This is a genomic window from Streptococcus sp. 596553 (assembly GCF_900411395.1).
Classification (GTDB): domain Bacteria; phylum Bacillota; class Bacilli; order Lactobacillales; family Streptococcaceae; genus Streptococcus; species Streptococcus mitis_BA.
This window is the reverse complement of sequence record NZ_OXCQ01000003.1, coordinates 158103-182739: the sequence shown is the minus strand read 5'-3', so window position 1 is coordinate 182739 and position 24637 is coordinate 158103. Positions and strand designations below refer to the sequence as shown.

Here is a 24637-nt window from a genome sequence, read left to right as displayed (position 1 = left end):
TCTTTTGGCAATTAACGCACAAGAAATCAGCGCTTTAATTAAGCAACAAATTGAAAATTTCAAACCCAATTTTGATGTGACTGAAACAGGTGTTGTAACCTATATCGGGGATGGTATCGCGCGTGCTCATGGCCTTGAAAATGCCATGAGTGGAGAGTTGTTGATTTTTGAAAACGGCTCTTATGGTATGGCTCAAAACTTGGAGTCAACAGACGTTGGTATTATCATCCTAGGTGACTTTACAGATATCCGTGAAGGCGATACAATCCGCCGTACAGGTAAAATCATGGAAGTCCCAGTAGGTGAAAGTCTGATTGGTCGTGTTGTGGATCCGCTTGGTCGTCCGGTTGACGGTCTTGGAGAAATCCACACTGATAAAACTCGTCCAGTAGAAGCGCCAGCTCCTGGTGTTATGCAACGTAAGTCTGTATCAGAACCATTGCAAACTGGTTTGAAAGCTATTGACGCCCTTGTACCGATTGGTCGTGGTCAACGTGAGTTGATTATCGGTGACCGTCAGACAGGGAAAACAACCATTGCGATTGATACAATCTTGAACCAAAAAGGTCAAGATATGATCTGTATCTACGTAGCGATTGGACAAAAAGAATCAACAGTTCGTACGCAAGTAGAAACACTACGTCAGTACGGTGCCTTGGATTACACAATCGTTGTGACAGCCTCTGCTTCACAACCATCTCCATTGCTTTTCCTAGCTCCTTATGCTGGGGTTGCCATGGCGGAAGAATTTATGTATCAAGGTAAGCATGTTTTGATCGTTTATGATGATCTTTCAAAACAAGCGGTAGCTTATCGTGAACTGTCACTCTTGCTTCGTCGTCCTCCAGGTCGTGAAGCCTTCCCAGGGGATGTTTTCTACCTTCACAGCCGTTTGCTTGAGCGCTCAGCTAAAGTTTCTGATGAACTTGGTGGTGGATCAATTACAGCCCTACCGTTTATCGAGACACAAGCAGGAGATATCTCTGCCTATATCGCAACCAACGTGATTTCTATCACTGACGGACAAATCTTCCTTGGTGATGGTCTCTTCAATGCAGGTATTCGTCCAGCCATCGATGCGGGTTCATCTGTATCACGTGTAGGTGGTTCTGCACAAATCAAAGCTATGAAGAAGGTTGCTGGTACACTTCGTATCGACCTTGCTTCATACCGTGAGTTGGAAGCCTTCACTAAGTTTGGTTCTGACTTGGATGCGGCAACACAGGCTAAGTTGAACCGTGGACGTCGCACAGTTGAGGTCTTGAAACAACCTGTTCACAAACCATTGCCTGTTGAGAAACAAGTAACCATTCTCTATGCTTTGACACATGGTTTCTTGGACACTGTTCCAGTAGATGATATTGTTCGTTTCGAGGAAGAGTTCCATGCCTTCTTTGATGCTCAACATCCAGAGATTTTGGAAACCATTCGTGATACAAAAGACTTGCCAGAAGAAGCAGTCTTGGATGCTGCGATTACAGAGTTTCTCAATCAATCTAGCTTCCAATAAGAATAGAGGTGTCAGATGGCAGTATCTCTAAATGATATTAAAACAAAAATCGCCTCAACAAAAAATACGAGTCAAATCACTAATGCCATGCAAATGGTTTCGGCTGCTAAGCTAGGTCGCTCTGAAGAAGCTGCTCGCAACTTCCAAGTTTACGCTCAGAAAGTTCGCAAGCTCTTGACAGATATCCTTCATGGTAATGGATCTGGTGGTTCAACAAATCCGATGTTGATTAGTCGTCCAGTTAAAAAGACAGGCTATATCGTCATTACTTCAGACCGTGGTTTGGTCGGAGGGTATAATTCTTCTATTCTGAAAGCCGTTATGGAGTTGAAGGAAGAATACCATCCAGACGGTAAAGGTTTTGAAATGATCTGTATCGGTGGAATGGGAGCTGATTTCTTTAAGGCTCGTGGTATTCAACCACTTTATGAATTACGTGGCTTGGCGGATCAACCTAGCTTTGATGAAGTTCGTAAGATTATTTCAAAAACTGTTGAAATGTACCAAAATGAACTCTTTGATGAGCTTTATGTTTGCTACAACCACCATGTCAATACGCTAACCAGTCAAATGCGTGTGGAACAAATGCTTCCGATTGTTGACTTGGATCCAAATGAAGCGGATGAAGACTACAGCTTGACTTTTGAATTGGAAACCAGCCGAGAAGAAATTTTAGAGCAGTTGTTGCCTCAGTTTGCAGAAAGTATGATTTACGGGGCTATTATCGATGCCAAGACAGCTGAAAATGCTGCCGGTATGACAGCCATGCAAACAGCGACAGATAATGCTAAGAAAGTCATCAATGATTTGACAATTCAGTATAACCGTGCCAGACAGGCGGCGATTACACAAGAAATTACAGAAATCGTAGCAGGAGCTAGTGCCTTAGAATAGGCTCTAGTCCAGCTCGTATGAAAATGAACTTAGGACCTAGTTTAGCTAGGAACCGACAGTATCTTATATAGAATAGGAGAAGGAGATGAGTTCAGGTAAAATTGCTCAGGTTATCGGTCCCGTTGTAGACGTCTTGTTTGCAGCAGGGGAAAAACTTCCTGAGATTAACAATGCACTTGTCGTCTACAAAAATGACGAAAGAAAAACAAAAATCGTCCTTGAAGTAGCCTTGGAGTTGGGAGATGGTATGGTCCGTACTATCGCCATGGAATCAACAGATGGGTTGACTCGTGGAATGGAAGTATTGGACACAGGTCGTCCAATCTCTGTACCAGTAGGTAAAGAAACTTTGGGACGTGTCTTCAATGTTTTGGGAGATACCATTGACTTGGAAGCTCCTTTTACAGAAGACGCAGAGCGTCAGCCAATTCATAAAAAAGCTCCAACTTTTGATGAGTTGTCTACCTCTTCTGAAATCCTTGAAACAGGGATTAAGGTTATCGACCTTCTTGCCCCTTACCTTAAAGGTGGTAAAGTTGGACTTTTCGGTGGTGCCGGAGTTGGTAAAACTGTCTTGATCCAAGAATTGATTCACAACATTGCCCAAGAACACGGTGGTATTTCAGTATTTACTGGTGTTGGGGAACGTACTCGTGAGGGGAACGATCTTTACTGGGAAATGAAAGAATCAGGTGTTATCGAGAAAACAGCCATGGTATTTGGTCAGATGAATGAGCCACCAGGAGCACGTATGCGTGTTGCTCTTACTGGTTTGACAATCGCTGAATACTTCCGTGATGTAGAAGGCCAAGACGTGCTTCTCTTTATCGATAATATCTTCCGTTTCACTCAGGCTGGTTCAGAAGTATCTGCCCTTTTGGGTCGTATGCCATCAGCCGTTGGTTACCAACCAACACTTGCTACAGAAATGGGTCAATTGCAAGAACGTATTACATCAACTAAGAAGGGGTCTGTAACCTCTATCCAAGCTATCTATGTGCCAGCGGATGACTATACTGACCCAGCTCCAGCAACAGCCTTTGCTCACTTAGATTCAACAACGAACTTGGAACGTAAGTTGGTACAATTGGGTATCTACCCAGCCGTTGACCCACTTGCTTCAAGCTCACGTGCCTTGGCACCTGAAATCGTTGGAGAAGAGCACTATGCAGTTGCTGCAGAAGTAAAACGTGTCCTTCAACGTTACCATGAATTGCAAGATATCATTGCTATCCTCGGTATGGATGAGCTTTCTGATGAAGAAAAGACCTTGGTTGCACGTGCCCGTCGTATCCAGTTCTTCTTGTCACAAAACTTCAACGTTGCAGAACAATTTACTGGTCAGCCAGGTTCTTATGTTCCAGTTGCTGAAACTGTACGTGGCTTTAAGGAAATCCTTGATGGTAAACATGACCACTTGCCAGAAGATGCCTTCCGTGGTGTAGGTTCTATCGAAGATGTGATTGCAAAAGCTGAAAAAATGGGATTTTAAGAGGTGATCTATGGCTCAGTTAACTGTCCAGATCGTGACACCAGATGGCCTCGTCTATGATCACCATGCCAGCTATGTATCGGTTCGAACTCTGGATGGTGAGATGGGGATCTTGCCACGACATGAAAATATGATTGCGGTTTTAGCAGTTGATGAAGTAAAGGTGAAACGTATTGATGATGAAGATCACGTGAACTGGATTGCAGTAAACGGCGGTGTTATTGAAATTGCCAATGATATGATTACAATCGTCGCTGACTCTGCAGAACGTGCTCGTGATATCGATATCAGTCGTGCAGAACGTGCCAAACTTCGTGCAGAACGTGCAATTGAAGAAGCACAAGACAAACACTTGATTGACCAAGAACGTCGTGCTAAGATTGCACTGCAACGTGCCATTAACCGTATTAATGTCGGAAATAGACTATAAGAAAAAATGAACTTGAAAATTCCAAGTTCATTTTTTATATGTTTTATTAAGGAGCAAAACGGATGCAGACTGCTTCGGGAACATGGAAGTCGTTGGAGAGTTCTGCTAGACGACCATTGTCACAATTACGTTTAAAGACAGTTGCATTGTCAGAGTCTTGGTGGACAGCAATGAGAAATTTTTGGTCTGGTGTCAAATCAAAATCACGTGGGGTCTGACCATGTGTTGGAACGATTTCTAGCAACTCTAAGCTACCGTCCGTAAGGATGGTATATACTGCGATAGAATCATGACCACGGTTAGAAGCGTAGAGGTATTTACCATCTTTTGAGAGACGAATAGCAGCAGTTCCATTAAAGCCTTCGTAAGCTTCTGGTAAAGTTGAAATAACTTGCATGCGTTCAAATTCACCAACGCCATCGTAGATTAAAACCTCGATAGTACTATTGAGTTCACAAATGAGATAAGCGATTTTATAGTGGTTATGGAAAACGATATGACGAGAACCAGCTCCAGGAATACTATTGTAGGTATAGAGTTTAGATAATTTCCCTTCTTGATCAAGGTCATAGGTGATGACTTGGTCAGTTCCCAAGTCACAAGTCACTAGATAGTGGTCAGGTGTTAAATCTGTATAGTGAACATGAGGAGATGCTTGATTTTCATGTGGACCTTGGCCCCTGTGTTGATCTACATCACTAAGTAGAAGACGACCATCTTCCTGACGTTTATAAACAAGGACCTGTCCTTTGTGGTAGTTGGCTGCGTAAACCAAATCACGCTTTTCATCAACAGCAACATAACAGTGGGGGGCTCCCTCCTCAACAACATGATTTAACAAAGTCCCGTCAGTTTGATAGGCTGCAATTCCCCCCTTATCGTCTTGACTACCAACGGTGTATAAATGTTGGTGCTGGTCAAAGGCAAGGTAGGTTGGACTTGGCTCAGCTGCAAAAAGTTCTAGATTTGAAAGCTGACCAGTTTCTGTATCAAAGTCTGCCTTGTAAATCCCTTGGGAAGTACGACGTGTGTAAGTTCCAAAATAAACAGTTTCTTTCATAACGTTACCTCTATATAAAGATAAGACTATTATATCACAAAAACAAGCCAATTAAAGACATCCAATTAGATGTAAGCACTTTAAAAAATAATTGATTGGTTTTTTGAAAAATATAATAATATCGAGATTGTTTTCCTTACTTTTCTTCTTAAAAGTGCTATAATGAATTCATAAAATGTTTAAAGGAGTCCTTAATATGAAAAAACGAGTTTTTCTAGCAGCTGGTGTAGCTATACTCTCGGCGGCTATGCTAGCAGCGTGTTCAACAGGTGGTAAAGATGCTACTAAACCTGTTACCTATACCTATGTCTTCTCTACAGACCCTACGACTCTGGATTATACAGTTTCTGGTAACAAGAGTACAAAACAGGTCACAGGGAACGTTATTGACGGTCTACTTGAAAATGACCAATATGGGAATCTGATTCCATCAGTTGCAGAAGATTGGACTGTTTCAAAAGATGGTTTGACCTATACCTATAAAATCCGTCAGGGTGTCAAATGGTATACCAATGAAGGCGAAGAGTATGGTGAAGTCAAAGCTCAGGACTTTGTAACTGGTCTGAAGCACGCAGCTGATAAGAAATCACAGGCTCTTTATCTGGTTCAAGACTCAGTTCAAGGTTTGGACGATTATGTCAATGGGAAAACAACAGATTTCTCTACTGTTGGTGTAAAAGCGACAGATGATTATACGGTTGTTTACACTTTGAACCATCCAGAATCTTTCTGGAATTCCAAGACAACAATGGGCGTTCTTGCCCCAATTAGCGAGGACTTTTTGGCTTCTAAAGGAGATGACTTTGGGAAGGCGACTGATGTAACAAGCATTCTTTATAATGGTGCTTACCTCCTCAAGGGATTGACATCTAAATCTTCCATTGAGATGACCAAAAATCAAAACTATTGGGATAAGCAAAATGTCTTTATTGATGATATTAAATTGTCTTTCTTTGATGGTCAGGATGCCGATTCTCTTGGACGAGGTTTTGATGAGGGACATTATCCAGCTGCTCCACTCTTTAAAAACTCTGCCAACTATGAACGTCTAAAAGAAAAGTACAAGGATAATATTGTATATGGTCAACAAAGAGGTGGCGTATTCTATATGTCTACTAATATTGATCGTGTAGCTTATAACCATACTGCTAAAATAAGTGATGCGGAAAAATCATCCACTAAAAAGGCTTTGTTGAATAAAGATTTCCGTCAATCCTTGGCTTTCGCAGCAGATCGTACGGCTGCAGTATCTCAAGTATTTGGGGACGAAGTGGCACCTCGTAAATTACGTACAAGTTTTACCCCTCCAACATTTGTCCAAGTTGGAGAACAGTCGTTTGGGCAAGTAGCTAAGGCAGAACTGGATAAGTTAGATAACGCTTGGAAAGACGTGAGTTTTGATGATGCACAAGATTCACTTCATAATGTAGACAAGGCTAAAGCTAAATTTGAAGTTGCTAAGAAAACACTTCAAGCCGATGGAGTACAGTTCCCCGTTCATTTAGACCTTCCAGTTTCCTCTACTCAGACAGATTTTATTCGTCAAGCCCAATCTTATAAACAATCCATTGAGGAAGCCTTAGGCTCTGAAAATATAGTGATTGACATTCAACAAGTTTCTGATGATGAATTGGGAAATATGACAGTATTTGCAACATCAACTGACAATATTGATTGGGATATCAATGTAAATAGTGGTTGGAGTCCTGATTATGCAGATCCATCAACCTATTTAGATGTATTTGATCCAACATCTGGTCCAACTCTTCTAGGAGCACTTGGTGTAGCACCAGGTACAGATAATCCGGCAATCAAAGCTGTTGGTTTAGATAAGTTTAAAGAGTTAATTACGGATGCTAGTGGTGAGAAAACAGATCTGCAAAAACGTTATTCTAAATATGCTAAAGCTCAAGCTTGGTTAACAGATAGCGCCTTGGTTATTCCTGTATACTCAGATGGTGCCCAAATGCTAATAACGAAGAAAGTTCCAGGTAGCGGTGCAGATGGTTGGGTAGGTGATAAGACAAGTGAACACAGCTACAAGTACCAAAAATTACAAGACAAGATTGTAACGTCTAAAGAAATGGATGACTTCCGCAAGAAATTTGCTGATGAAAAAGCCAAATCAAATGCTGATTATCAGAAGAACTTAGATCGTCATATTCAAGACTAATCGAATCTCCTCTTTTGAGGGGATTTTTTATATCGCTGTCTCCATGTAATACTCAATGAAAATCAAAGAGCAAACTAGGAAGCTAGCCGCAGGCTGTACTTGAGTACGGCAAGGCGAAGCTGACGTGGTTTGAATTTGATTTTCGAAGAGTATAAGCACTTAAAAAAGAGTTATTTTACTTCAAAAATGGTATAATGAGAGAACGATAGAAAGGAAGTATTTATGGAGCAAAAAGAGAAACATTTTAGCCTATCTTGGTTTTTCAAGTGGTTTTTGGATAACAAGGCCATTACGGTATTTTTAGTAACCTTATTATTGGGACTCAATCTTTTTATTTTAAGTAAGATTAGTTTTCTATTTTCACCTGTTTTAGACTTTTTAGCAGTTGTGATGTTGCCAGTCATTCTGTCTGGCTTGTTATATTATTTGTTGAATCCTATTGTTGATTGGATGGAGAAGCATAAGGTTAATCGTGTTATAGCTATCACTATTGTCTTTGTCATCATCGCTCTCTTTATCATTTGGGGCTTGGCAGTCGCCATTCCAAATCTGCAACGCCAGGTTTTGACCTTTGCAAGAAACGTTCCTGTTTACTTAGAAGATATAGATAGGGTTGTTAATGGATTGGTAGCCCAGCATCTGCCAGATGATTTCAGACCTCAGTTAGAGCAGGTTTTGACAAACTTCTCTAGTCAGGCTACAGTTTGGGCGAGCAAGGTTTCTTCTCAGGCAGTCAACTGGGTGAGTGCCTTTATTAGTGGGGCATCTCAAGTGATTGTTGCCTTGATTATCGTTCCTTTCATGCTCTTTTATCTCTTACGTGATGGGAAAGGCCTGCGTCACTATTTGACCCAATTCATGCCAACGAAATTGAAAGAACCTGTTGGACAAGTTTTGTCAGATGTGAATCAACAGTTGTCCAACTATGTTCGAGGGCAAGTGACAGTGGCTATTATTGTTGCAGTAATGTTTATGATCTTCTTTAAGATCATTGGTCTCCGTTATGCGGTTACGCTGGGTGTTACTGCTGGTATTTTAAATCTGGTTCCTTATTTGGGTAGCTTCTTAGCTATGCTTCCTGCCCTAGTATTGGGCTTGATTGCTGGGCCAGTTATGCTTTTGAAAGTAGTGATCGTCTTTATCGTAGAACAAACTATTGAAGGCCGTTTTGTCTCTCCATTGATTTTGGGAAGTCAATTAAACATCCATCCCATTAATGTTCTCTTTGTCTTGTTAACTTCAGGTTCCATGTTTGGTATCTGGGGAGTCTTGCTCGGTATTCCGGTTTATGCTTCTGCTAAAGTTGTCATTTCAGCCATTTTCGAATGGTATAAGGTAGTCAGTGGCCTATATGAAGTAGAGGGCGAGGAAGTCAAAAGTGAACAATAGTCAACAGATGTTACAGGCTTTGGAGGAACAAGATTTAGCCAAGGCAGAGCATTATTTCGCCGAAGCTTTAGAAAATGATTCAAGTGACCTTTTGTATGAGTTAGCTACTTATCTTGAAGGGATTGGTTTTTATCCTCAGGCCAAGGAAATTTATCTGAAAATCGTAGAGGACTTTCCAGAGGTTCATCTTAATCTAGCAGCTATTGCTAGCGAGGATGGTCAAATCGAAGAAGCCTTTGCTTATCTTGAGGAAATCCAAGCTGACAGTGACTGGTATGTTTCGGCTTTGGCTTTGAAGGCAGATCTTTACCAGATGGAAGGTTTGACAGATGTGGCGCGTGAAAAATTGCTGGAGGCTTTGAGTTATTCAGATGATCCTCTCTTGATATTGGGCTTGGCAGAGTTGGATAGTGAGTTGGAAAATTATCAAGAGGCTATTCAAGGCTACGCTCAGTTAGATAATCGCTCGATTTATGAGCAAACAGGCATTTCCACCTATCAACGAATTGGCTTTGCCTATGCCCAGTTAGGGAAATTTGAAACGGCTACTGAGTTTTTAGAAAAAGCTCTGGAGTTAGAATACGATGACCTAACAGCTTTTGAGCTGGCCAGTCTTTACTTTGATCAAGAAGAATACCAAAAAGCCGTCCTCTACTTTAAGCAGATCGATACTATTTCTCCTGACTTTGAAGGCTATGAGTATGGCTATAGTCAGGCCTTGCATAAGGAACACCAAGTTCAAGAAGCTCTGCGTATCGCTAAGCAAGGCTTAGAGAAAAATCCCTTTGAAACTCGCCTCTTGCTAGCTGCTTCACAATTCTCTTATGAATTACATGATGCCAGTGGTGCAGAAAACTACCTCCTTACTGCAAAAGAAGATGCTGAGGATACGGAAGAAATCTTACTCCGTATAGCAACTATTTATCTGGAGCAGGAGCGTTATGAGGATATTCTAAACTTACAGAGCGAGGAGCCAGAAAATCTCTTGACCAAGTGGATGATTGCTCGTTCTTATCAAGAAATGGACGATTTGGATACTGCCTATGAGCATTACCAAGAGTTAGTAGGAGATTTGAAGGACAATCCAGAGTTTCTGGAACACTATATCTATCTCTTGCGTGAATTAGGCTATTTTGAAGAAGCCAAAGTCCATGCTCACGCTTACTTAAAACTGGTTCCAGATGATGTGCAAATGCAAGAACTGTTTGAGAGATTGTAAGAATGTTTAAACATATAGAACTGTAGTTTATCTCTTTTGATAGCTACGGTTTTTATTTGTATATGATAGAATTTTTTTGCAAAAATGGTTGGTTATTTTGTTTATTCATGCTATAATAGGAACAATTACTTTTAGGAGGTGCAGTATGTCTTATTTATTTGAGATATTACCGAGTTTACTGAATGGTGCGAGCACGACTGTACAGGTCTTTGCACTGGTCTTGCTATTTTCGATTCCTTTGGGCGTTCTGATTGCCTTTGCCTTGCAAGTCCATTGGAAGCCCCTCCATTATCTGATTAACATTTACATCTGGGTTATGCGGGGAACCCCCTTACTCTTGCAACTGATTTTTATTTATTATGTGCTCCCAAGTATTGGGATTCGTTTAGATCGCCTTCCTGCTGCTATTATTGCCTTTGTTCTCAACTATGCAGCTTACTTTGCAGAAATTTTCCGTGGAGGAATTGACACTATTCCAAGAGGACAGTATGAGGCTGCCAAGGTCTTGAAGTTTAGCCCTTTTGACACAGTGCGCTATATTATCTTGCCCCAAGTGATCAAGATCGTGCTTCCTAGTGTCTTTAACGAAGTTATGAGTTTGGTCAAGGATACTTCTCTGGTCTATGCTCTCGGAATTTCTGATCTTATCTTGGCTAGTCGAACAGCTGCCAATCGTGATGCTAGTCTGGTTCCTATGTTCTTGGCAGGAGCCATTTACTTGATTTTGATTGGGATTGTGACAATTATTTCCAAAAAAGTTGAGAAGAAGTATAGTTATTATAGATAGGAGGCTGCCATGTTAGAATTACGAAATATCAATAAGAAATTTGGAGACAAACAAATCCTGTCTAATTTCAGTCTAAGTATTCCTGAAAAGCAAATCCTGGCTATCGTTGGGCCTTCCGGTGGAGGTAAGACAACTCTCTTACGTATGCTTGCGGGTCTTGAAACCATTGATTCTGGGCAAATCTTTTATAATGGACAACCTTTAGAGCTGGATGAATTGCAGAAGCGAAACCTACTGGGATTTGTATTCCAAGATTTTCAACTGTTCCCTCATTTATCAGTTCTGGACAATTTGACTTTATCGCCTGTGAAGACCATGGGAATGAAGCAGGAGGAGGCTGAGAAGAAGGCGCGTGGTCTTTTGGAACAATTAGGACTGGCAGGACATGCAGATGCCTATCCATTCTCACTATCAGGTGGGCAAAAGCAGCGGGTGGCCTTGGCACGTGCTATGATGATTGACCCAGAAATCATAGGATACGATGAACCAACTTCTGCCCTAGATCCAGAATTGCGCTTGGAAGTGGAAAAACTAATCTTGCAAAATAGGGAACTTGGGATGACACAGATTGTGGTTACCCATGATTTGCAGTTCGCGGAAAATATTGCAGATCAGATTCTTAAGGTTGAGCCTAAGTAGGAGGTGTAGATGACTAATAAGAAAGTTGTTTTAGTATTGGTTTCTCTCCTGACTCTCTTTTTAACAGCTTGTACTCAGAAGGCGAGCGATCCAAAGCAAGATAACTGGAATAAGTATCAAGAGCAAGGCAGTATAACCATTGGTTTTGACAATACCTTTGTACCCATGGGTTTTGAAGAAAAGAATGGCCAATATACGGGCTTTGATATTGACTTAGCACAAGCAGTTTCTGAAAAATTAGGTTTTAAGGTGGAATTTCAGCCAATTGACTGGGATATGAAGGAGACGGAACTGCAAAATGGAACTATAGATGCCATCTGGAATGGCTATTCTGCCACTGATGAACGCCGAGAGAAGGTTGCCTTTAGCATTCCATATATGGAAAATCAGCAAGTTCTGGTTGCGAAGAAAAGCCAGAAAATTCATTCAGTAGAGGATATGAAGGATAAGATTTTGGGAGCCCAAGCCGGTTCCTCTGGTTATTTAGAGTTTGAAGCCCAGCCAGATTTACTGAAAAATCGTGTCAAAGACCAGAAGGCTAATCAGTACCAGAGTTTTAATGAGGCCTTGATTGATTTGAAAAATGACCGGATTGATGCTCTGTTAATTGACCGAGTGTATGCTAATTACTATCTCCAGTCTGAAGGTATATTAAATGACTACAATGTCTTTTCAGCAGGATTTGAAAGTGAATCTTTTGCAGTCGGAGTTAGACCAGCAGACAAGAGATTGCTGCAAGCTTTAAATCAAGCCTTTGTTCAACTTTACCAAGAAGGCAAGTTCCAAGAAATCAGCCAAAAATGGTTTGGAGAAGATGTAGCAACCAAAGAAGTAAAAGAAGGACAGTAAGATAAAATAGTGGCTGAGACTGCGTTTTGATTAGCAAAACGCAGTTTTTTGTAATCTAGGAAAACGATAATAGCGATTGAATTTGCATAATTGAATATGGAATAGCCCATTGTGATTTCTAAACCATTGTTAAAAATTGATTTGACTTACAAAATTAAAATGTTCTGTAATGAAATGCTGATGCAACTGTTTTAGGAACAACAAAACGCATAATATCAAGGTTTTCTGGCACCTTATATTATGCGTTTTTGTGATTTTAAGACTTGTTAGCTGATTTTTTACAATCCTGCGAAATCTTTGATTTCTTGTGCTGACATTGAAGAGTCGCAACGGACGTTGATTTGTCCATCTGCAACGTGAACAAAGCCTGGTACAGTTGGGATTCCATAGCGTGAGCGGAATGCTTGTAACTCATTGAGTTGGCTTGGTTCTTCACTGTTGATGAAGTAGATGTGAGCTTTGGTTTCAGCTACGACACCTGACAATGTACCTGCAAATTTACGGCAGTAAGGGCAAGTTTTGCGACCGATAAAGAAGGTTGCAGTTTCTTTTTTATCAAGAGCTTCTTGCGCACGCGCAACTGTAGTGACTTCAAGGTCTTTGATATTATCTAAAAATTGTTCCATGAGATTACCTCGCTTTCATTGATAAGTCTAGTATGCCATAAAGTTTCTAAAATTGCTTAGATTTGATACGAAAAAAAGATGAGATTGGTTAGTCTCATCTTTTATAGGACTTTATTTTACAAAAGCATTGATTTCTGCTTCGATATTAGCAATCTTGGCTTGTGATTCTTCGTTTGTTTCCCCTACAACTGCAATGTAGAACTTGATTTTTGGTTCTGTCCCTGAAGGGCGAACGGCAATCCATGAACCGTCAGCAAGTGTGTATTTCAACACATCACTTGGAGGAGTTGTCAAGTTTGTAACAGTACCGTCAGCAGCAGTAGCTGTTTGAGCTTTGAAGTCTTCTACGACAGTGATAGCTGTTGCATTCCATTCTTTTGGAGCATTGTTGCGGAATTTAGCCATAATTGCTTTGATTTGTTCAGCACCATCCACACCTGAAAGGGTAACAGAGATAGTTTTTTCTGCGTAGTAACCGTACTCTTTGTAGATTTCTTCGATACCGTCAGCAAGTGTCAAACCGCGTGAACGGTAGTAGGCAGCAAGTTCAGCAACGACAAGAACGGCTTGGATAGCATCTTTATCACGTACGAATGGTTTAATCAAGTAACCGAAGCTTTCTTCAAATCCCATCATGTAAGTGTGATTGTGTTTTTCTTCGAATTCTTGGATTTTCTCAGCGATAAATTTGAAACCTGTCAAAACGTTGAACATAGTTGCGCCGTAGCTTTCAGCAATTTTCGTTACCAAGTCAGTTGATACAATCGATTTGCAAAGGGCTGCATTTTCAGGAAGAGTTCCAGCGTTTTTGTGGGCTTCCAAGATGTATTTAGCCATGATAGCGCCGATTTGGTTACCTGAAAGGTTGAGGTAGCTACCATCTTTTTGAAGAACTTCCACACCAACACGGTCAGCGTCTGGGTCAGTTGCCACAAGAACATCTGCACCAACTTGACGACCAAGTTCTTCAGCAAGGGCAAAGGCTGCTTGGCTTTCTGGGTTTGGAGATTTTACAGTTGAGAAGTCAGGATCAGCAGTTGCTTGCGCTTCAACGACTTGAACAGAGTCAAATCCTGCTTGGGCAAGAGCACGACGAGCCAACATTTCACCAGTACCATGAAGTGGTGTGTAGACAATCTTCATGTCTTTACCGAATTCTTCAATCAAGGCTGGGTTGATGTTCACATCTTTGACTTCTTTGAGGTATTCTACGTCAACAGCTTCGCCGATAACTTCAATCAAGCCAGAAGCTTTTTCAGCTTCCACATCAGCAACTTCAACTGCAAATGGGTTTTCGATTGCACGGATATAAGTAGTCAAAGCGTCCGCATCGTGTGGAGGCATTTGTCCACCGTCTTCACCGTAAACCTTGTATCCGTTAAATGGAGCAGGGTTGTGGCTGGCTGTGACCATGATACCTGCGAAACAGTTGAGATGACGAACCGCAAATGATAGTTCTGGAGTTGGACGAAGGCTTTCAAATACGTAAGATTTGATACCGTGTTTAGCAAGAACTGCCGCAGATTCAAAGGCAAACTCAGGTGAGAAGTGACGGCTATCGTAGGCGATTGCTACACCGCGTTCTTTTTCGTTTCCACCTTTTGACTCAATCAAACGAGCTAATCCCTCAGTAGCTTGGCGAACAACATAGATGTTGATGCGGTTTGTACCAGCACCAATCAAGCCACGCATACCTGCAGTACCAAATTCAAGATTTGTATAGAAGGCATCTTCCTTAGTTTTTTCATCCATATTTTCCAAATCTTGACGAAGATAGTCAGGAAGCTCCGCAAAATCAACCCATTTCTGGTAATTTTCTTGGTAAGACATTCAAATTCTCCTTTATTTTTAAAACATTTAATCAGTTTGATTATATCATTTTTTTTAGTTTTAGTAAAACCTTATCTGCTTCGAAAATATCTTCAAACCAGGTTAGATTGAATTTGGGGTTTATACGATGTTGAGGCTAGAAAAAATTGAATTTCAGTAAAAAAAGTAAGTCTTCTCATAATAAAACATTGATACCAAACGTTTTATTATGAGAAGACTTTTACCCAGCATCTTTTAATGATGATAATCTTTCAATAGCGCCTCAAACTCAGAGACAGTCATTCCCAATTGCTGGCTGGCTACCTCAGAAGTCAGAAGACCTTGACGGACTAAATTTAGTAGCATGGACAAACTTCCTTCAACTTTCCCTTGCTCCAGTCCCTGTTCAAGACCTTCTTCTCGCCCTTTTTCAATGCCCTCTGCGCGACCACGTTCTAAGCCCTTTTCCTCCGCTTGTTCCAAGGCATAGTCCTGTGCTAACAAGGCTTGTTCTTCTCGCATACGTAGTTGACTAAACATTTTCCTGTCCTCCTCGGACCAGCTCTTGTAGTCCAGCAGTTGGTCTGCCTGACTGATGGCTCGCTCGGGTTCTTGGGTAAAGGGCTTGTTCCCGAAAAACTCCAACCACGGCTTGCGAACCTCGTCTTTGCTGGTTTCTCTATATTTTTTTAATTCCAAGAACGCCATCTTAACCAGATGGTTTTCTTGTCCGTTATTGGTGATAGTTAAAACCTCACCTGTCGTATCTTCTCGCATACTAAAGCTGTGAAAAGCCAAATCGTCCGAGAAGTAGTTGCTATCTACAATTGCGATTGCGTAAACTGGTGCGATGTGCTTGTAACTCTGGTGGGTATCACCTTCACGTTGACGAATTTTTTCAAGATTTTGATTGACTTGACTGCACAGATAAGCCCATAGGCGATTGATGAAAAAATTCTGATGGTGAACCTGAATCTCAATGATAACTTGAGTGCCGTTGTCCAACTCCGCCAAAACATCTATACTGGTATAGAAATCCTGTGCCGAGTAGGGTAAAGAAGGCAAGACGTGAATATTGCTTCCCTCCAAAATGGTTACATTTTTTGCTGGCAAGTCCAGCATATCGCGGATAAATTGACAAGTGATTTCTGGATTGCTGAAAATTTTCTTAGCAACCAGGTCATTGGTTGGGCTGATGCCCGGATGACGTACAGTCATATTTCTTCTCCTTTCATTATAGCACATTTTTTAATCTAATTTACTAGATTCGATGCTTCTATCTATTTATTCGGAAAAGAAAGTGAAAAGTTCAAACTTTCCTAACAAAAAAGATAGCCAAACTCTTTACATCAAGAAATTTAGCTATCCTTTTTAGTTGTTTTTGTATAGTGTAATATTTACAGATTTCTTACTCATGTCTTGCCAATAACGCCTCAAACTCAGCGACAGTCATGCCTAATTGCTGGCTGGCAACCTCGGAAGTCAGAAGACCTTGACGGACCATATCTAGGAAGGCAAAAAGTTTTCCACGTTCAAGTCCTTGTTCTAAACCTTTTTCGATGCCTTGTTCAATCCCCTCTGCACGACCGCGTTCCAACCCCTGTTCAATACCTTCTTCCCTAGCTGTTTCCAAGGCATAGTCCTGTGCTAACAAGGCTTGTTCTTCTCGCATACGTAGTTGACTAAACATTTTCCTGTCCTCCTCGGACCAGCTCTTGTAATCTAGCAGTTGGTCTGCTTGGCTGATGGCTCGCTCTGGTTCTTGGGTAAAGGGCTTGTTGCCGAAAAACTCCAACCACGGCTTGCGAACCTTGTCTTTGCTGGTTTCTCTATATTTTTTTAATTCCAAGAATGCCATCTTGACTAGATGGTTTTCTTGTCCATTATTGGTAATGGTTAAAACCTCACCTGTAGTGTCCTCTCGCATGCTAAAGCTATGAAAAGCCAAATCATCTGAGAAGTAATTACTATCTACAATAGCGATTGCGTAAACAGGTGCAATATGCTTGTAACTCTGGTGTGTATCACCTTCTCGCTGACGAATTTTTTCAAGATTTTGATTGACCTGACTGCACAGATAAGCCCATAAACGATTGATGAAAAAATTCTGATGATGTACTTGAATCTCAATGATAACTTGGGTTCCATTATCTAGTTCAGCTAAAACGTCTATACTGGTATAGAAATCTTGTGCTGAATAGGGCAAAGAAGGCAAGACGTGAATATTGCTCCCCTCCAAAATAGTTACATTTTTGGCTGGCAAGTCCAGCATATCGCGAATAAATTGACAAGTGATTTCTGGGTTGCTAAAGATTTTCTTAGCAACCAAATCATTGGTTGGGCTGATGCCCGGATGTCTTAGAATCATCCTTTTCCTCCTTCTATTATAGCACATTTTTTAATCTAGGCTCACTAGATTCACTGCTTCTATCTATTTATTCGGAAAAAGTAGAAAAAGAGTAGAAAAAATGTCAAATTGTCTCATTTTTAAAGAAATAAGTGTAAAAGTTAATGGAAATCTAAAAGCAAGCTGGAAAGGTCTCAAAGCACGGCGCTGAGCTGGCTGATAAAAGGAAGTGCGTCCATAAGATGCACACGACAAGGCAAGGATGATGAGGGTTCATCTTTTGTGTCGACTTACTGATGATGGACTCCTAACCTAGCTTTGGTCTCAGTAAAAAGAGTCGTCTATCTCCTAGTCTTCCATTCAAAAAATTTGAAGTTTCAAGCCGACTGGTGTATAATATATTCATGAATTGTATTCTATTATATAGGAAGTAATAGGGTACAATATATATATATATATGGAGTGTAAGAATGAATCATCCAGAAAAACAATTAAAATACAGTATTCGGAAAGTGAGTGTCGGTGCAGCTAGTGTTGTCATTGGGGCGCTCTATCTTTTGATGGGAGCTGGGATTGCTCATGCTGAGGGCATGGAGTCTGCTAGAGAAGCTGAGAGGACAGAAAAACCGACAGATCCAGAACAGTCTGGAAATGGAGAGACAGGAAACAAGCCTGACCTCAGCAATACTGATGCAGCAGCAAACACCTATAATGCTCCCGTAGCTGAAAATCCAGAAGCTGCCAAACCTCGTCGGACTAAAAGAGAATTACCTGATGGGGATGCAAGTAATCCATCGAGTGGAGCTACAGGAACTGAATCAGAGCCGACTTCTGGAAATGATGGAGGTTCAGACCAAGCAGATACTGATCCAGCTTTACTGGATGCCAATCGTAAAGGTGACACAGTAAAAGACAATCAGCCTGGGGTACATGTACCTAAAGATGGAGAAGAGGGTGGGGATGATAAGAATGCCAACTTAACATTTGATGCTCCTAAGGAAAATCTGACTCTCGAACAATTATGGGATATTGTAAAAAATATGCCAGACGACTTCCAAAATAATGAACGTTCTTACTTGCGTAATATGAACACCCTTGGGGATGCTCTTAGATTTAAAAATGGCAAAGTCAGTGAAGATGGTACAGGAGATAAATTACAAGATGGCGAAATAAGAGAACTTAATTCTTTCGGTGGATGGACAGCGATTGCAGGTAAAGATGGCACACCAGGTAAATTCGTTATTGGTAAGAAAAATTCAGATGGTTACTTCACAGGTTGGTATAAGAGAGAAGATGGTACGATTAAACAAGGTGGTATGCTTGGCGGAGATGCTTTAGACAACATCTATGTGCACGAACAAGCCTTAGACCGTCGTTTTAAATACATGCTTATGCTTGTTAAAGGACGTACACGTGCCAATCGTGACGAGACGGTTTCAGATAATTCTCAGTATGATCCTAAATCTCAAAACGAACGTGCGGGTTTGAATCCTACTAATTATAAAAAACTTCCATTTTTGACGAAGGATAACTATAATAAATATTCTCCAGGTGTCGTTGGATATAATGGGATAGAGAAGCAGTTTACTGCCTTTTCTCCTGACTTCGGAAGCCGTGTTCGTGTGGAATTTGTAACAGGTTATATCTCAGATATTAACGGTTCTAAAGGAACCTATCGAGTAGTCATTAAAACTAAAGATACTGCTGGTCAAGAGAAGACGGTATACGATCAAACCATTCACCGTGTAGCTGAAATCGTTCAAAACGAAGAGTTGTACAAAAAAGGTTTAGATGTGGAACTGGCGCATAAAACTGTTTTGAAGTTATTTAAAGAGGAGTTTCATAAGCGTGTTAATCTAATTCTTAATCCGAAAATAAAAAATAGTTCATTAAATGGTATAAACAAAAACAAGTATGATTCAGAGCAAAAAAAACTACACGATCAACTTGAAGCAGAAGCAACGGAAGAAGCTAAAAAACAAGGCGATATTGTGCTGAATGTTGACAAGGCTTCTATGCACATAAAAAATTCAGCAAAAAAAGATTCAGAGTGGAAGAAAACTTTCACAGTGTGGACAACTACAAAGCTAGCAAATGAGTTGAATAATGTATTGAAAGAGGCTGATAAAGATACTCCTAATACCCCAACTTGGCTAAACTCAGCTTCTTCTCAAGCTAAAGATGATGAGAGAGCATATAAACTACTGAAGACTCTTATACCAGGTGCTAAGAAAATTACCTATCATGTTAACGACGATCAGCTAGAAGTTGAAACAGACAAATACACCTATCTCGCCGCTAGAAATGGTAGTAAGGAAGTGGGTATTCAAGGGTCAGATATAGCAGCAACTGGAACTGCAACAGATTATAATGCTGATGCCCGGACCTTTGAGAGAGACAATACAAATACAAAAGCAAATGCCCTTAATAATGGTTGGGCTAGATCTGGTTCTGAAGAGTTCAAACACTTCTCCCACTATGTAGGGGTAGATAAAGGGATTGTGCGAACGAACGTACTGACTGATAAACAACTATCTGATAAGATTAGGGATGCAGTGGGTCCTGGAGATAGCAATCTAGGAAAAGGTGGCTACTTCTCTACTGGGGATGTTCTATTAGGAAAAAATGTTGTTTCTTATACCGTACAAGTATTTTCAGAGAATAATGAAAGAGTAGGGGTAAACCCTCAAAGTCACCGTGTTCAGTATAATCTCCCAATTCTAGCTGACTTTTCAGTCATCCAAGATACTGTGGAACCATCACGAAACGTTGTTGAAAAAATCATTCCAAAACTAAATATTCCACCAGAAGAGAAAGATAGAATAACCAAAGAAATCAAGAAAAAGAAAAAAACCTCAGAATTGGCAGACCTAATCTCAGGAAATGTGAAAGTTCGCTATGTTGATGAACAAGGGCGTTTGCTATCATTGAAAAATGATACTGGAATTGGAGAAAAAGAAAGTGACGGAACCTACATTACCAATAAAAAACAACTGATTGGTACCAGCTATAATGTCACAGATAAAAAATTCAGTAGCATGACTACTACCGACGGAAAATATTATACTTTTAAAGAAGCAGATGCAACTTCTGCAAGTTTAACTGGGAATATTGTAAGCGAAGGTAGAACAGTGACCTTAGTTTATAAAGAAAGCGAAGCGCCAGCAGCAACAGGAAACGTAACGGTTCATTACGAAAACGAAGCCGGAGAAACAATTGAAACCGCGAAAGAAGTTGCCAAAGATGTCGCAACAGGAACAGCTTACGATACGACCACTGCAGAGATTAAGAAAGACCGTATCCAAACAGCCGATGGCAAAGTGTACAAGCTGAAAGAGGTCAAAGCAGGCTCCGCAGCTGAAACAGGAAAAGTAAGTGATACTCCAGCGGTCATCACCTACGTGTATGCACTGCAAAACGGAAACGTAACGGTTCATTACGAAAACGAAGCCGGAGAAACAATTGAAACCGCGAAAGAAGTTGCCAAAGATGTCGCAACAGGAACAGCTTACGATACGACCACTGCAGAGATTAAGAAAGACCGTATCCAAACAGCCGATGGCAAAGTGTACAAGCTGAAAGAGGTCAAAGCAGGCTCCGCAGCTGAAACAGGAAAAGTAAGTGATACTCCAGCGGTCATCACCTATGTGTATGAGTTGGTGAAAACTCCGGACAATTCAACACCAAATAAACCAATTCCAGAAAAACCGGAAATTCCAAAACCTCAGGAACCAGGTACTCCAGATGTACCTAATCCAGATAAACCAACCCCACAACCAAATCCAGAGCATCCAAGTGCTCCTACTCCAAGCCCAGAACTACCAAATCCAGAGACTCCAATACCAGAGCCAACTCCAGAACCAGATACTCCAAGACCTGAAACTCCAGTGAGTCCAGATCCAGAAGCTCCGACTTATGAGACAGGTAAGAGAGAGGAGTTGCCAAATACAGGTACAGAGGCTAATGCTGGCTTAGCTGGGGCAGGATTGTTGACCTTGTTAGCAGGTTTGGGACTAGGATTCTTCAAGAAAAAAGAAGATGAATCCGAATAATATAGAAAACGTTGCTTCTTGCCAAAAGTTGGATGAGTTATCTGGCTTTTGGCTCGGAGTCAACAATCTATAAACTAAAATAAATATTAAATCGAGGAAAATATGTCAAGACAATCAACTAAGAATAAAAAATATGCTTTACGCAAAATCGGAAAAGTTTTCGGTTCCTGTGTGGTGGCTACTGTCATTACCCTAGGTGGTGTTGCAATAATGGCACCAAATGTTACAGTTTATGCTTCAAATAATGAATCGGATCCCGGACCCGGAGAGACTAATATTGCAGATTTCGCATCTAATGAGGATGGGTATGAAGTTCGAGTTCCCAAAGGGAAAAAATATGTAGGAAATGACAAGATTGAAAGTACTGAACCTGTATTGAAACATAAAGGTCACGATGGTAGAAGTTTTATCTTAAAAGCTAAAGAAACTGATAATCTGAGTAAAAGTGAAATAGATGATTATTTTTCAGAAGAAGGAAATGAACTAGAAAATTTATTCACAAAATTATATGATGAAGACGAAGATCGTCAAACTGATGAGAAATATAAAAGAGCTGATGCTGATGCGATAAACGCAAATGCAGGTAACCCAATTGATGGTACAAACTTTGTTGAACCTAAAGTAAGTGATGTAGATACAAGATACCCTCATCGTGTTGATGCAGGGGTAACGAATATTGCTGACATATATGACAGTAATAACGATGGAAAACCCGATAACGCTGATGGTGTGATTGATGGTCAGGATACTATTGTAGAGGCTAATAAACCGATAGAAGTTAATCCAGAGGCAGACGAAAATGTTGTGAAAGAAGATGGTAGTGTTGTACTATCTAAGTATTATCGTATTCATGTCAACAAAGGGGACACAGCCGACAAAGACGATGACATCTATGAAGTTGGTACAAAGCCAACAGTCACAACCAATGAGATTGATTTTAAAACGATTTATGAGCCAAATGATCAAGATGTTGCCGGAAATCAAACAATAAAAACTCCTGGTAAAAAAGGTACTTCTACAACGACAACTACCTATACAGTCAATCCAGAGACAGGTGCACGTACAGCAAATCCATCTACAACAGTGGAAACAGAAAAACCTGTTAATAAAGTTGTTAAAGTTGGGAATAAACAAGTCACTACACAAGAAATTCCAATGACGGTTACTTATAAAGAAGATCCTACCTTGGAAGGTGGTAAGACAGTTGTAGATGTTGAGGGTGCTCCGGGAGAAAAGGAAATTACGACTGTTTATGATGTGTCTGAGACGGATGGAAGTTTAAGCAATCCTCAGACCACAGAAAAGACAACGACGGCTATGACGCCTAGAGTGGTTCGCGTTGGTACCAAACCAAAAGAAGTAGAGACACCTATTCCATTCCCAACTCGTTATGAACGTGATGACTCAGTTCCAAATGGACAAGAAGTTGAGACTGTAAAAGGTGTTGATGGAAAAACAGTCAAAAAGACAACGTATACGATGAATCCTGACACAGGTGTCGTAACACAAAATGAACCAACAACAGAAATAACTGACCCAGTGACACGTGTTGTTAAAGTTGGTACCCAACCGAAAGTAGATGTAACTCCTGTCCCATCTCCTAAGAGATATGAGAAGGATCCAGATAAAGAAAAAGGACAACCAAACCAAGAAGTCCCAGGGAAACCAGGTACATCTACAACGACTACAACCTATGAAGTAGATCCAAAAACAGGTAAGGTTACAGAAAAAGTAGGCGATCCAGTTGTGGTAGAACCAACGGAAACTGTTGTCAAAGTCCCAGCGAAGGATAAAGTAGTAACAGAAGAAATCCCAGTTGTCACAGAGTATGAAGATGACCCAACTCTTGAACCAGGAAAAGAAAAAGAAGTAACACCGGGTCAACCAGGTGAAAAAACAACAACGACTACTTATACTGTAGATGGAAAAACAGGTGATATTACTGAAAAGACTACAACTCAAACTACCAAAGAAATGGTAAAAAGAATGGTTAAGAGAGGACCAAAAGAAGGAACTCCAAGTCAACCAGAACAACCAACCGCTCCTGAGGAAGCACCAGCTCAACCAGGACAGCCATCTGATCCTGAAGACCAACCAAATCTTAAGGTAGCTCCGCCGACTATCGCTATTGTGGAAGAAGCGAATAAAGCAAGCATCGAAGTCAAAGCACCTAAAAAAGATGCGGACACGGTCAAAATCACCTATCCTAAGAGTGATGGTTCTGGTGAGGAAGTTCTCACTCTTACCAAGCAACCTAGTGGCGAATGGACTTTAGACAAACAACCTGAAAATGTTACATTAGACAAGAAAACAGGTACTGTAACCATTCCACGAGAGTCAGTTGTCAATAAAGAAAAAGTCCAAGCTCAAGCCAAGCATAAAACGAGTGGTTATACTCCGTTTGTATACGCTGCTTTATCAATCGAAGAAGCAAACCCAGAGCATCCAGTAACGCTATGGGTAGATACAGCAGGTAAGGAGATTAAGGAAAGAGTAGAAGGCCAAAAAGTACAGGCTGGCGAAATTGCAGGCTACAAGTGGTTATCTAGTCGCTTAGAAGAAGGTGTTTTAACGCATACATTTGAGAAAGTAGCGAATGGAACTCCAAGTTCACCAGAAAGCTCAACTAGTCATCCAAGGACTCCATCAAGTTCGCCATCAACTTCAACGCCAGAAAAACCAAACAAAGCTGAAACTCCAGCGGTTCGTACAGTATGGCGCGATGAAAACGGAAAAGACTTGAAGGTTCCATCAGTTGATAAGCAAGAAGCAGGTGAAGTTCCAGGCTATGAATTTGTTGAGAGTCACCGTGAGGGAGATAACTTGACAGTTCATGTGTTTAGAACCAAGCAAGCTCAAACTCCTGCTCCAAAAGACCAAACTCCAAATCCAGAACAAGCTGCAAGCCCAGCACCATCTAAAGTTTCAGAACAAAGAGGTGAAGCAGTGGCTACAGCTACATCAGAAAAGACAGTAGATAGTGCAACATCTACCAAAACATCTGATAAAGCAGAGTTGCCAAACACAGGTACAGAAGCTAATGCTAGCTTGGCTAGCGCTGGTATCATGACCTTGTTAGCTGGTCTAGGACTAGGATTCTTCAAGAAAAAAGAAGACTAAAAACTCATAGTTTTTAAGAAGATGATTCGTCATCTTCTTTTTTTGGCTCATTGTCAACTGTAGTGGGGTGGAGAAAAGCTAATACTCTTCGAAAATCTCTTCAAACCGCGTCAACGTCGCCTTGCCGTATATATGTGACTGACTTCGTCAGTCTTATCTACAACCTCAAAGCAGTACTTTGAGCAACCTGCGGCTAGTTTCCTCTTTGATTTTCATTGAGTATAAGATTAAGAAGAGGCTG

17 protein-coding genes and 3 pseudogenes are annotated in these 24637 nt (G+C 40.8%); 15 read left to right on the top strand and 5 right to left on the bottom strand.

Going from position 1 to position 24637, the window contains the following annotated elements; translation table 11 throughout:
• Positions 1–4 precede the first annotated feature (4 nt).
• The 4 genes from atpA to DSY56_RS05105 all read left to right on the top strand — a co-directional run bounded on the left by atpA (position 5) and on the right by DSY56_RS05105 (position 4326).
• Positions 5–1510, top strand: a complete 1506-nt coding sequence (gene atpA, locus DSY56_RS05120) for a F0F1 ATP synthase subunit alpha (RefSeq protein ID WP_023942963.1) — start codon at positions 5–7, stop codon at positions 1508–1510.
• A 15-nt stretch (positions 1511–1525) separates the two neighbouring features.
• Positions 1526–2404 carry a F0F1 ATP synthase subunit gamma gene (locus DSY56_RS05115; protein WP_112444243.1) on the top strand — a complete coding sequence of 293 codons (879 nt, stop codon included), beginning with the start codon at positions 1526–1528 and terminating at the stop codon, positions 2402–2404.
• An 85-nt stretch (positions 2405–2489) separates the two neighbouring features.
• Positions 2490–3896: a F0F1 ATP synthase subunit beta gene (gene atpD / locus DSY56_RS05110; RefSeq protein WP_000094357.1), complete on the top strand. Its 1407-nt coding sequence runs from the start codon at positions 2490–2492 to the stop codon at positions 3894–3896.
• A 10-nt stretch (positions 3897–3906) separates the two neighbouring features.
• The gene (locus tag DSY56_RS05105; RefSeq protein ID WP_000068041.1) at positions 3907–4326 is read left to right on the top strand and encodes a F0F1 ATP synthase subunit epsilon; all 420 of its coding nucleotides are present in this window, start codon (positions 3907–3909) and stop codon (positions 4324–4326) included.
• A 46-nt stretch (positions 4327–4372) separates the two neighbouring features.
• On the opposite strand, the gene DSY56_RS05100 is transcribed toward DSY56_RS05105, so the two are convergent.
• Complete coding sequence (locus DSY56_RS05100) at positions 4373–5386, bottom strand: lactonase family protein (RefSeq protein ID WP_112444241.1); 1014 nt, start codon at positions 5384–5386, stop codon at positions 4373–4375.
• A 196-nt stretch (positions 5387–5582) separates the two neighbouring features.
• Between DSY56_RS05100 and DSY56_RS05095 the strand changes: the two genes are divergently transcribed.
• The 6 genes from DSY56_RS05095 (at position 5583) to DSY56_RS05065 (ending at position 12442) form a co-directional block, all read left to right on the top strand.
• Positions 5583–7559 (top strand): peptide ABC transporter substrate-binding protein, encoded by a 1977-nt coding sequence (locus DSY56_RS05095; RefSeq protein WP_112444239.1) that lies wholly within the window; start codon positions 5583–5585, stop codon positions 7557–7559.
• Positions 7560–7781: 222 nt separating this feature from the next.
• Positions 7782–8948 carry an AI-2E family transporter gene (locus tag DSY56_RS05085; RefSeq protein WP_112444237.1) on the top strand — a complete coding sequence of 389 codons (1167 nt, stop codon included), beginning with the start codon at positions 7782–7784 and terminating at the stop codon, positions 8946–8948.
• Positions 8938–10167: a tetratricopeptide repeat protein gene (locus tag DSY56_RS05080; RefSeq protein ID WP_200832369.1), complete on the top strand. Its 1230-nt coding sequence runs from the start codon at positions 8938–8940 to the stop codon at positions 10165–10167. Before DSY56_RS05085 ends, DSY56_RS05080 begins: the two co-directional genes overlap by 11 nt.
• Before the next feature lie 145 nt (positions 10168–10312).
• Positions 10313–10954 carry an amino acid ABC transporter permease gene (locus tag DSY56_RS05075; RefSeq protein ID WP_112444235.1) on the top strand — a complete coding sequence of 214 codons (642 nt, stop codon included), beginning with the start codon at positions 10313–10315 and terminating at the stop codon, positions 10952–10954.
• Between the two features lie 9 nt (positions 10955–10963).
• Positions 10964–11593: an amino acid ABC transporter ATP-binding protein gene (locus DSY56_RS05070; protein ID WP_112444233.1), complete on the top strand. Its 630-nt coding sequence runs from the start codon at positions 10964–10966 to the stop codon at positions 11591–11593.
• Positions 11594–11602: 9 nt separating this feature from the next.
• Complete coding sequence (locus DSY56_RS05065; RefSeq protein WP_112444231.1) at positions 11603–12442, top strand: amino acid ABC transporter substrate-binding protein; 840 nt, start codon at positions 11603–11605, stop codon at positions 12440–12442.
• Positions 12443–12720: 278 nt separating this feature from the next.
• On the opposite strand, the gene DSY56_RS05060 is transcribed toward DSY56_RS05065, so the two are convergent.
• The 4 genes from DSY56_RS05060 to DSY56_RS05045 all read right to left on the bottom strand — a co-directional run bounded on the left by DSY56_RS05060 (position 12721) and on the right by DSY56_RS05045 (position 17245).
• Positions 12721–13068 carry a thioredoxin gene (locus DSY56_RS05060; protein WP_050390825.1) on the bottom strand — a complete coding sequence of 116 codons (348 nt, stop codon included), beginning with the start codon at positions 13066–13068 and terminating at the stop codon, positions 12721–12723.
• Between the two features lie 111 nt (positions 13069–13179).
• Positions 13180–14898, bottom strand: coding sequence for a phospho-sugar mutase (locus DSY56_RS05055; protein WP_000121686.1), 1719 nt, complete (start codon positions 14896–14898; stop codon positions 13180–13182).
• 234 nt (positions 14899–15132) lie between these two features.
• The gene (locus DSY56_RS05050; protein WP_112444229.1) at positions 15133–16095 is read right to left on the bottom strand and encodes an Rpn family recombination-promoting nuclease/putative transposase; all 963 of its coding nucleotides are present in this window, start codon (positions 16093–16095) and stop codon (positions 15133–15135) included.
• A 190-nt stretch (positions 16096–16285) separates the two neighbouring features.
• On the bottom strand, positions 16286–17245 hold the full coding sequence (locus DSY56_RS05045) for an Rpn family recombination-promoting nuclease/putative transposase (protein ID WP_112444227.1): 960 nt from the start codon (positions 17243–17245) through the stop codon (positions 16286–16288).
• Between the two features lie 449 nt (positions 17246–17694).
• Here DSY56_RS05045 and DSY56_RS12755 point away from each other — a divergent pair.
• The 5 genes and pseudogenes from DSY56_RS12755 to DSY56_RS05035 form a co-directional block, all read left to right on the top strand.
• Positions 17695–17799 (top strand): annotated as a pseudogene (locus tag DSY56_RS12755) (YSIRK-type signal peptide-containing protein); the annotation flags it as partial.
• Positions 17800–19215: 1416 nt separating this feature from the next.
• A pseudogene (locus DSY56_RS12660) lies at positions 19216–19475 on the top strand (hypothetical protein).
• An 88-nt stretch (positions 19476–19563) separates the two neighbouring features.
• Positions 19564–20619 (top strand): annotated as a pseudogene (locus tag DSY56_RS12320) (MucBP domain-containing protein); the annotation flags it as partial.
• Positions 20617–21276, top strand: a complete 660-nt coding sequence (locus tag DSY56_RS12720) for a MucBP domain-containing protein (protein WP_373455503.1) — start codon at positions 20617–20619, stop codon at positions 21274–21276. The pseudogene DSY56_RS12320 and the gene DSY56_RS12720, both read left to right, overlap by 3 nt.
• A gap of 102 nt (positions 21277–21378) precedes the next feature.
• Complete coding sequence (locus DSY56_RS05035; RefSeq protein ID WP_112444223.1) at positions 21379–24396, top strand: G5 domain-containing protein; 3018 nt, start codon at positions 21379–21381, stop codon at positions 24394–24396.
• The last annotated feature ends 241 nt before the right edge of the window (positions 24397–24637 follow it).

What these genes read in the sequence shown, in the direction of transcription:
- DSY56_RS05115 (WP_112444243.1), top strand. Translation starts at nt 1,526, where the DNA reads ATGGCAGTATCTCTAAATGATATTAAAACAAAAATCGCCTCAACAAAA.
- atpD (WP_000094357.1), top strand. Translation starts at nt 2,490, where the DNA reads ATGAGTTCAGGTAAAATTGCTCAGGTTATCGGTCCCGTTGTAGACGTC.
- DSY56_RS05105 (WP_000068041.1), top strand. Translation starts at nt 3,907, where the DNA reads ATGGCTCAGTTAACTGTCCAGATCGTGACACCAGATGGCCTCGTCTAT.
- DSY56_RS05100 (WP_112444241.1), bottom strand. Translation starts at nt 5,386, where the DNA reads ATGAAAGAAACTGTTTATTTTGGAACTTACACACGTCGTACTTCCCAA.
- DSY56_RS05095 (WP_112444239.1), top strand. Translation starts at nt 5,583, where the DNA reads ATGAAAAAACGAGTTTTTCTAGCAGCTGGTGTAGCTATACTCTCGGCG.
- DSY56_RS05085 (WP_112444237.1), top strand. Translation starts at nt 7,782, where the DNA reads ATGGAGCAAAAAGAGAAACATTTTAGCCTATCTTGGTTTTTCAAGTGG.
- DSY56_RS05075 (WP_112444235.1), top strand. Translation starts at nt 10,313, where the DNA reads ATGTCTTATTTATTTGAGATATTACCGAGTTTACTGAATGGTGCGAGC.
- DSY56_RS05070 (WP_112444233.1), top strand. Translation starts at nt 10,964, where the DNA reads ATGTTAGAATTACGAAATATCAATAAGAAATTTGGAGACAAACAAATC.
- DSY56_RS05065 (WP_112444231.1), top strand. Translation starts at nt 11,603, where the DNA reads ATGACTAATAAGAAAGTTGTTTTAGTATTGGTTTCTCTCCTGACTCTC.
- DSY56_RS05060 (WP_050390825.1), bottom strand. Translation starts at nt 13,068, where the DNA reads ATGGAACAATTTTTAGATAATATCAAAGACCTTGAAGTCACTACAGTT.
- DSY56_RS05055 (WP_000121686.1), bottom strand. Translation starts at nt 14,898, where the DNA reads ATGTCTTACCAAGAAAATTACCAGAAATGGGTTGATTTTGCGGAGCTT.
- DSY56_RS05050 (WP_112444229.1), bottom strand. Translation starts at nt 16,095, where the DNA reads ATGACTGTACGTCATCCGGGCATCAGCCCAACCAATGACCTGGTTGCT.
- DSY56_RS05045 (WP_112444227.1), bottom strand. Translation starts at nt 17,245, where the DNA reads ATGATTCTAAGACATCCGGGCATCAGCCCAACCAATGATTTGGTTGCT.
- DSY56_RS05035 (WP_112444223.1), top strand. Translation starts at nt 21,379, where the DNA reads ATGTCAAGACAATCAACTAAGAATAAAAAATATGCTTTACGCAAAATC.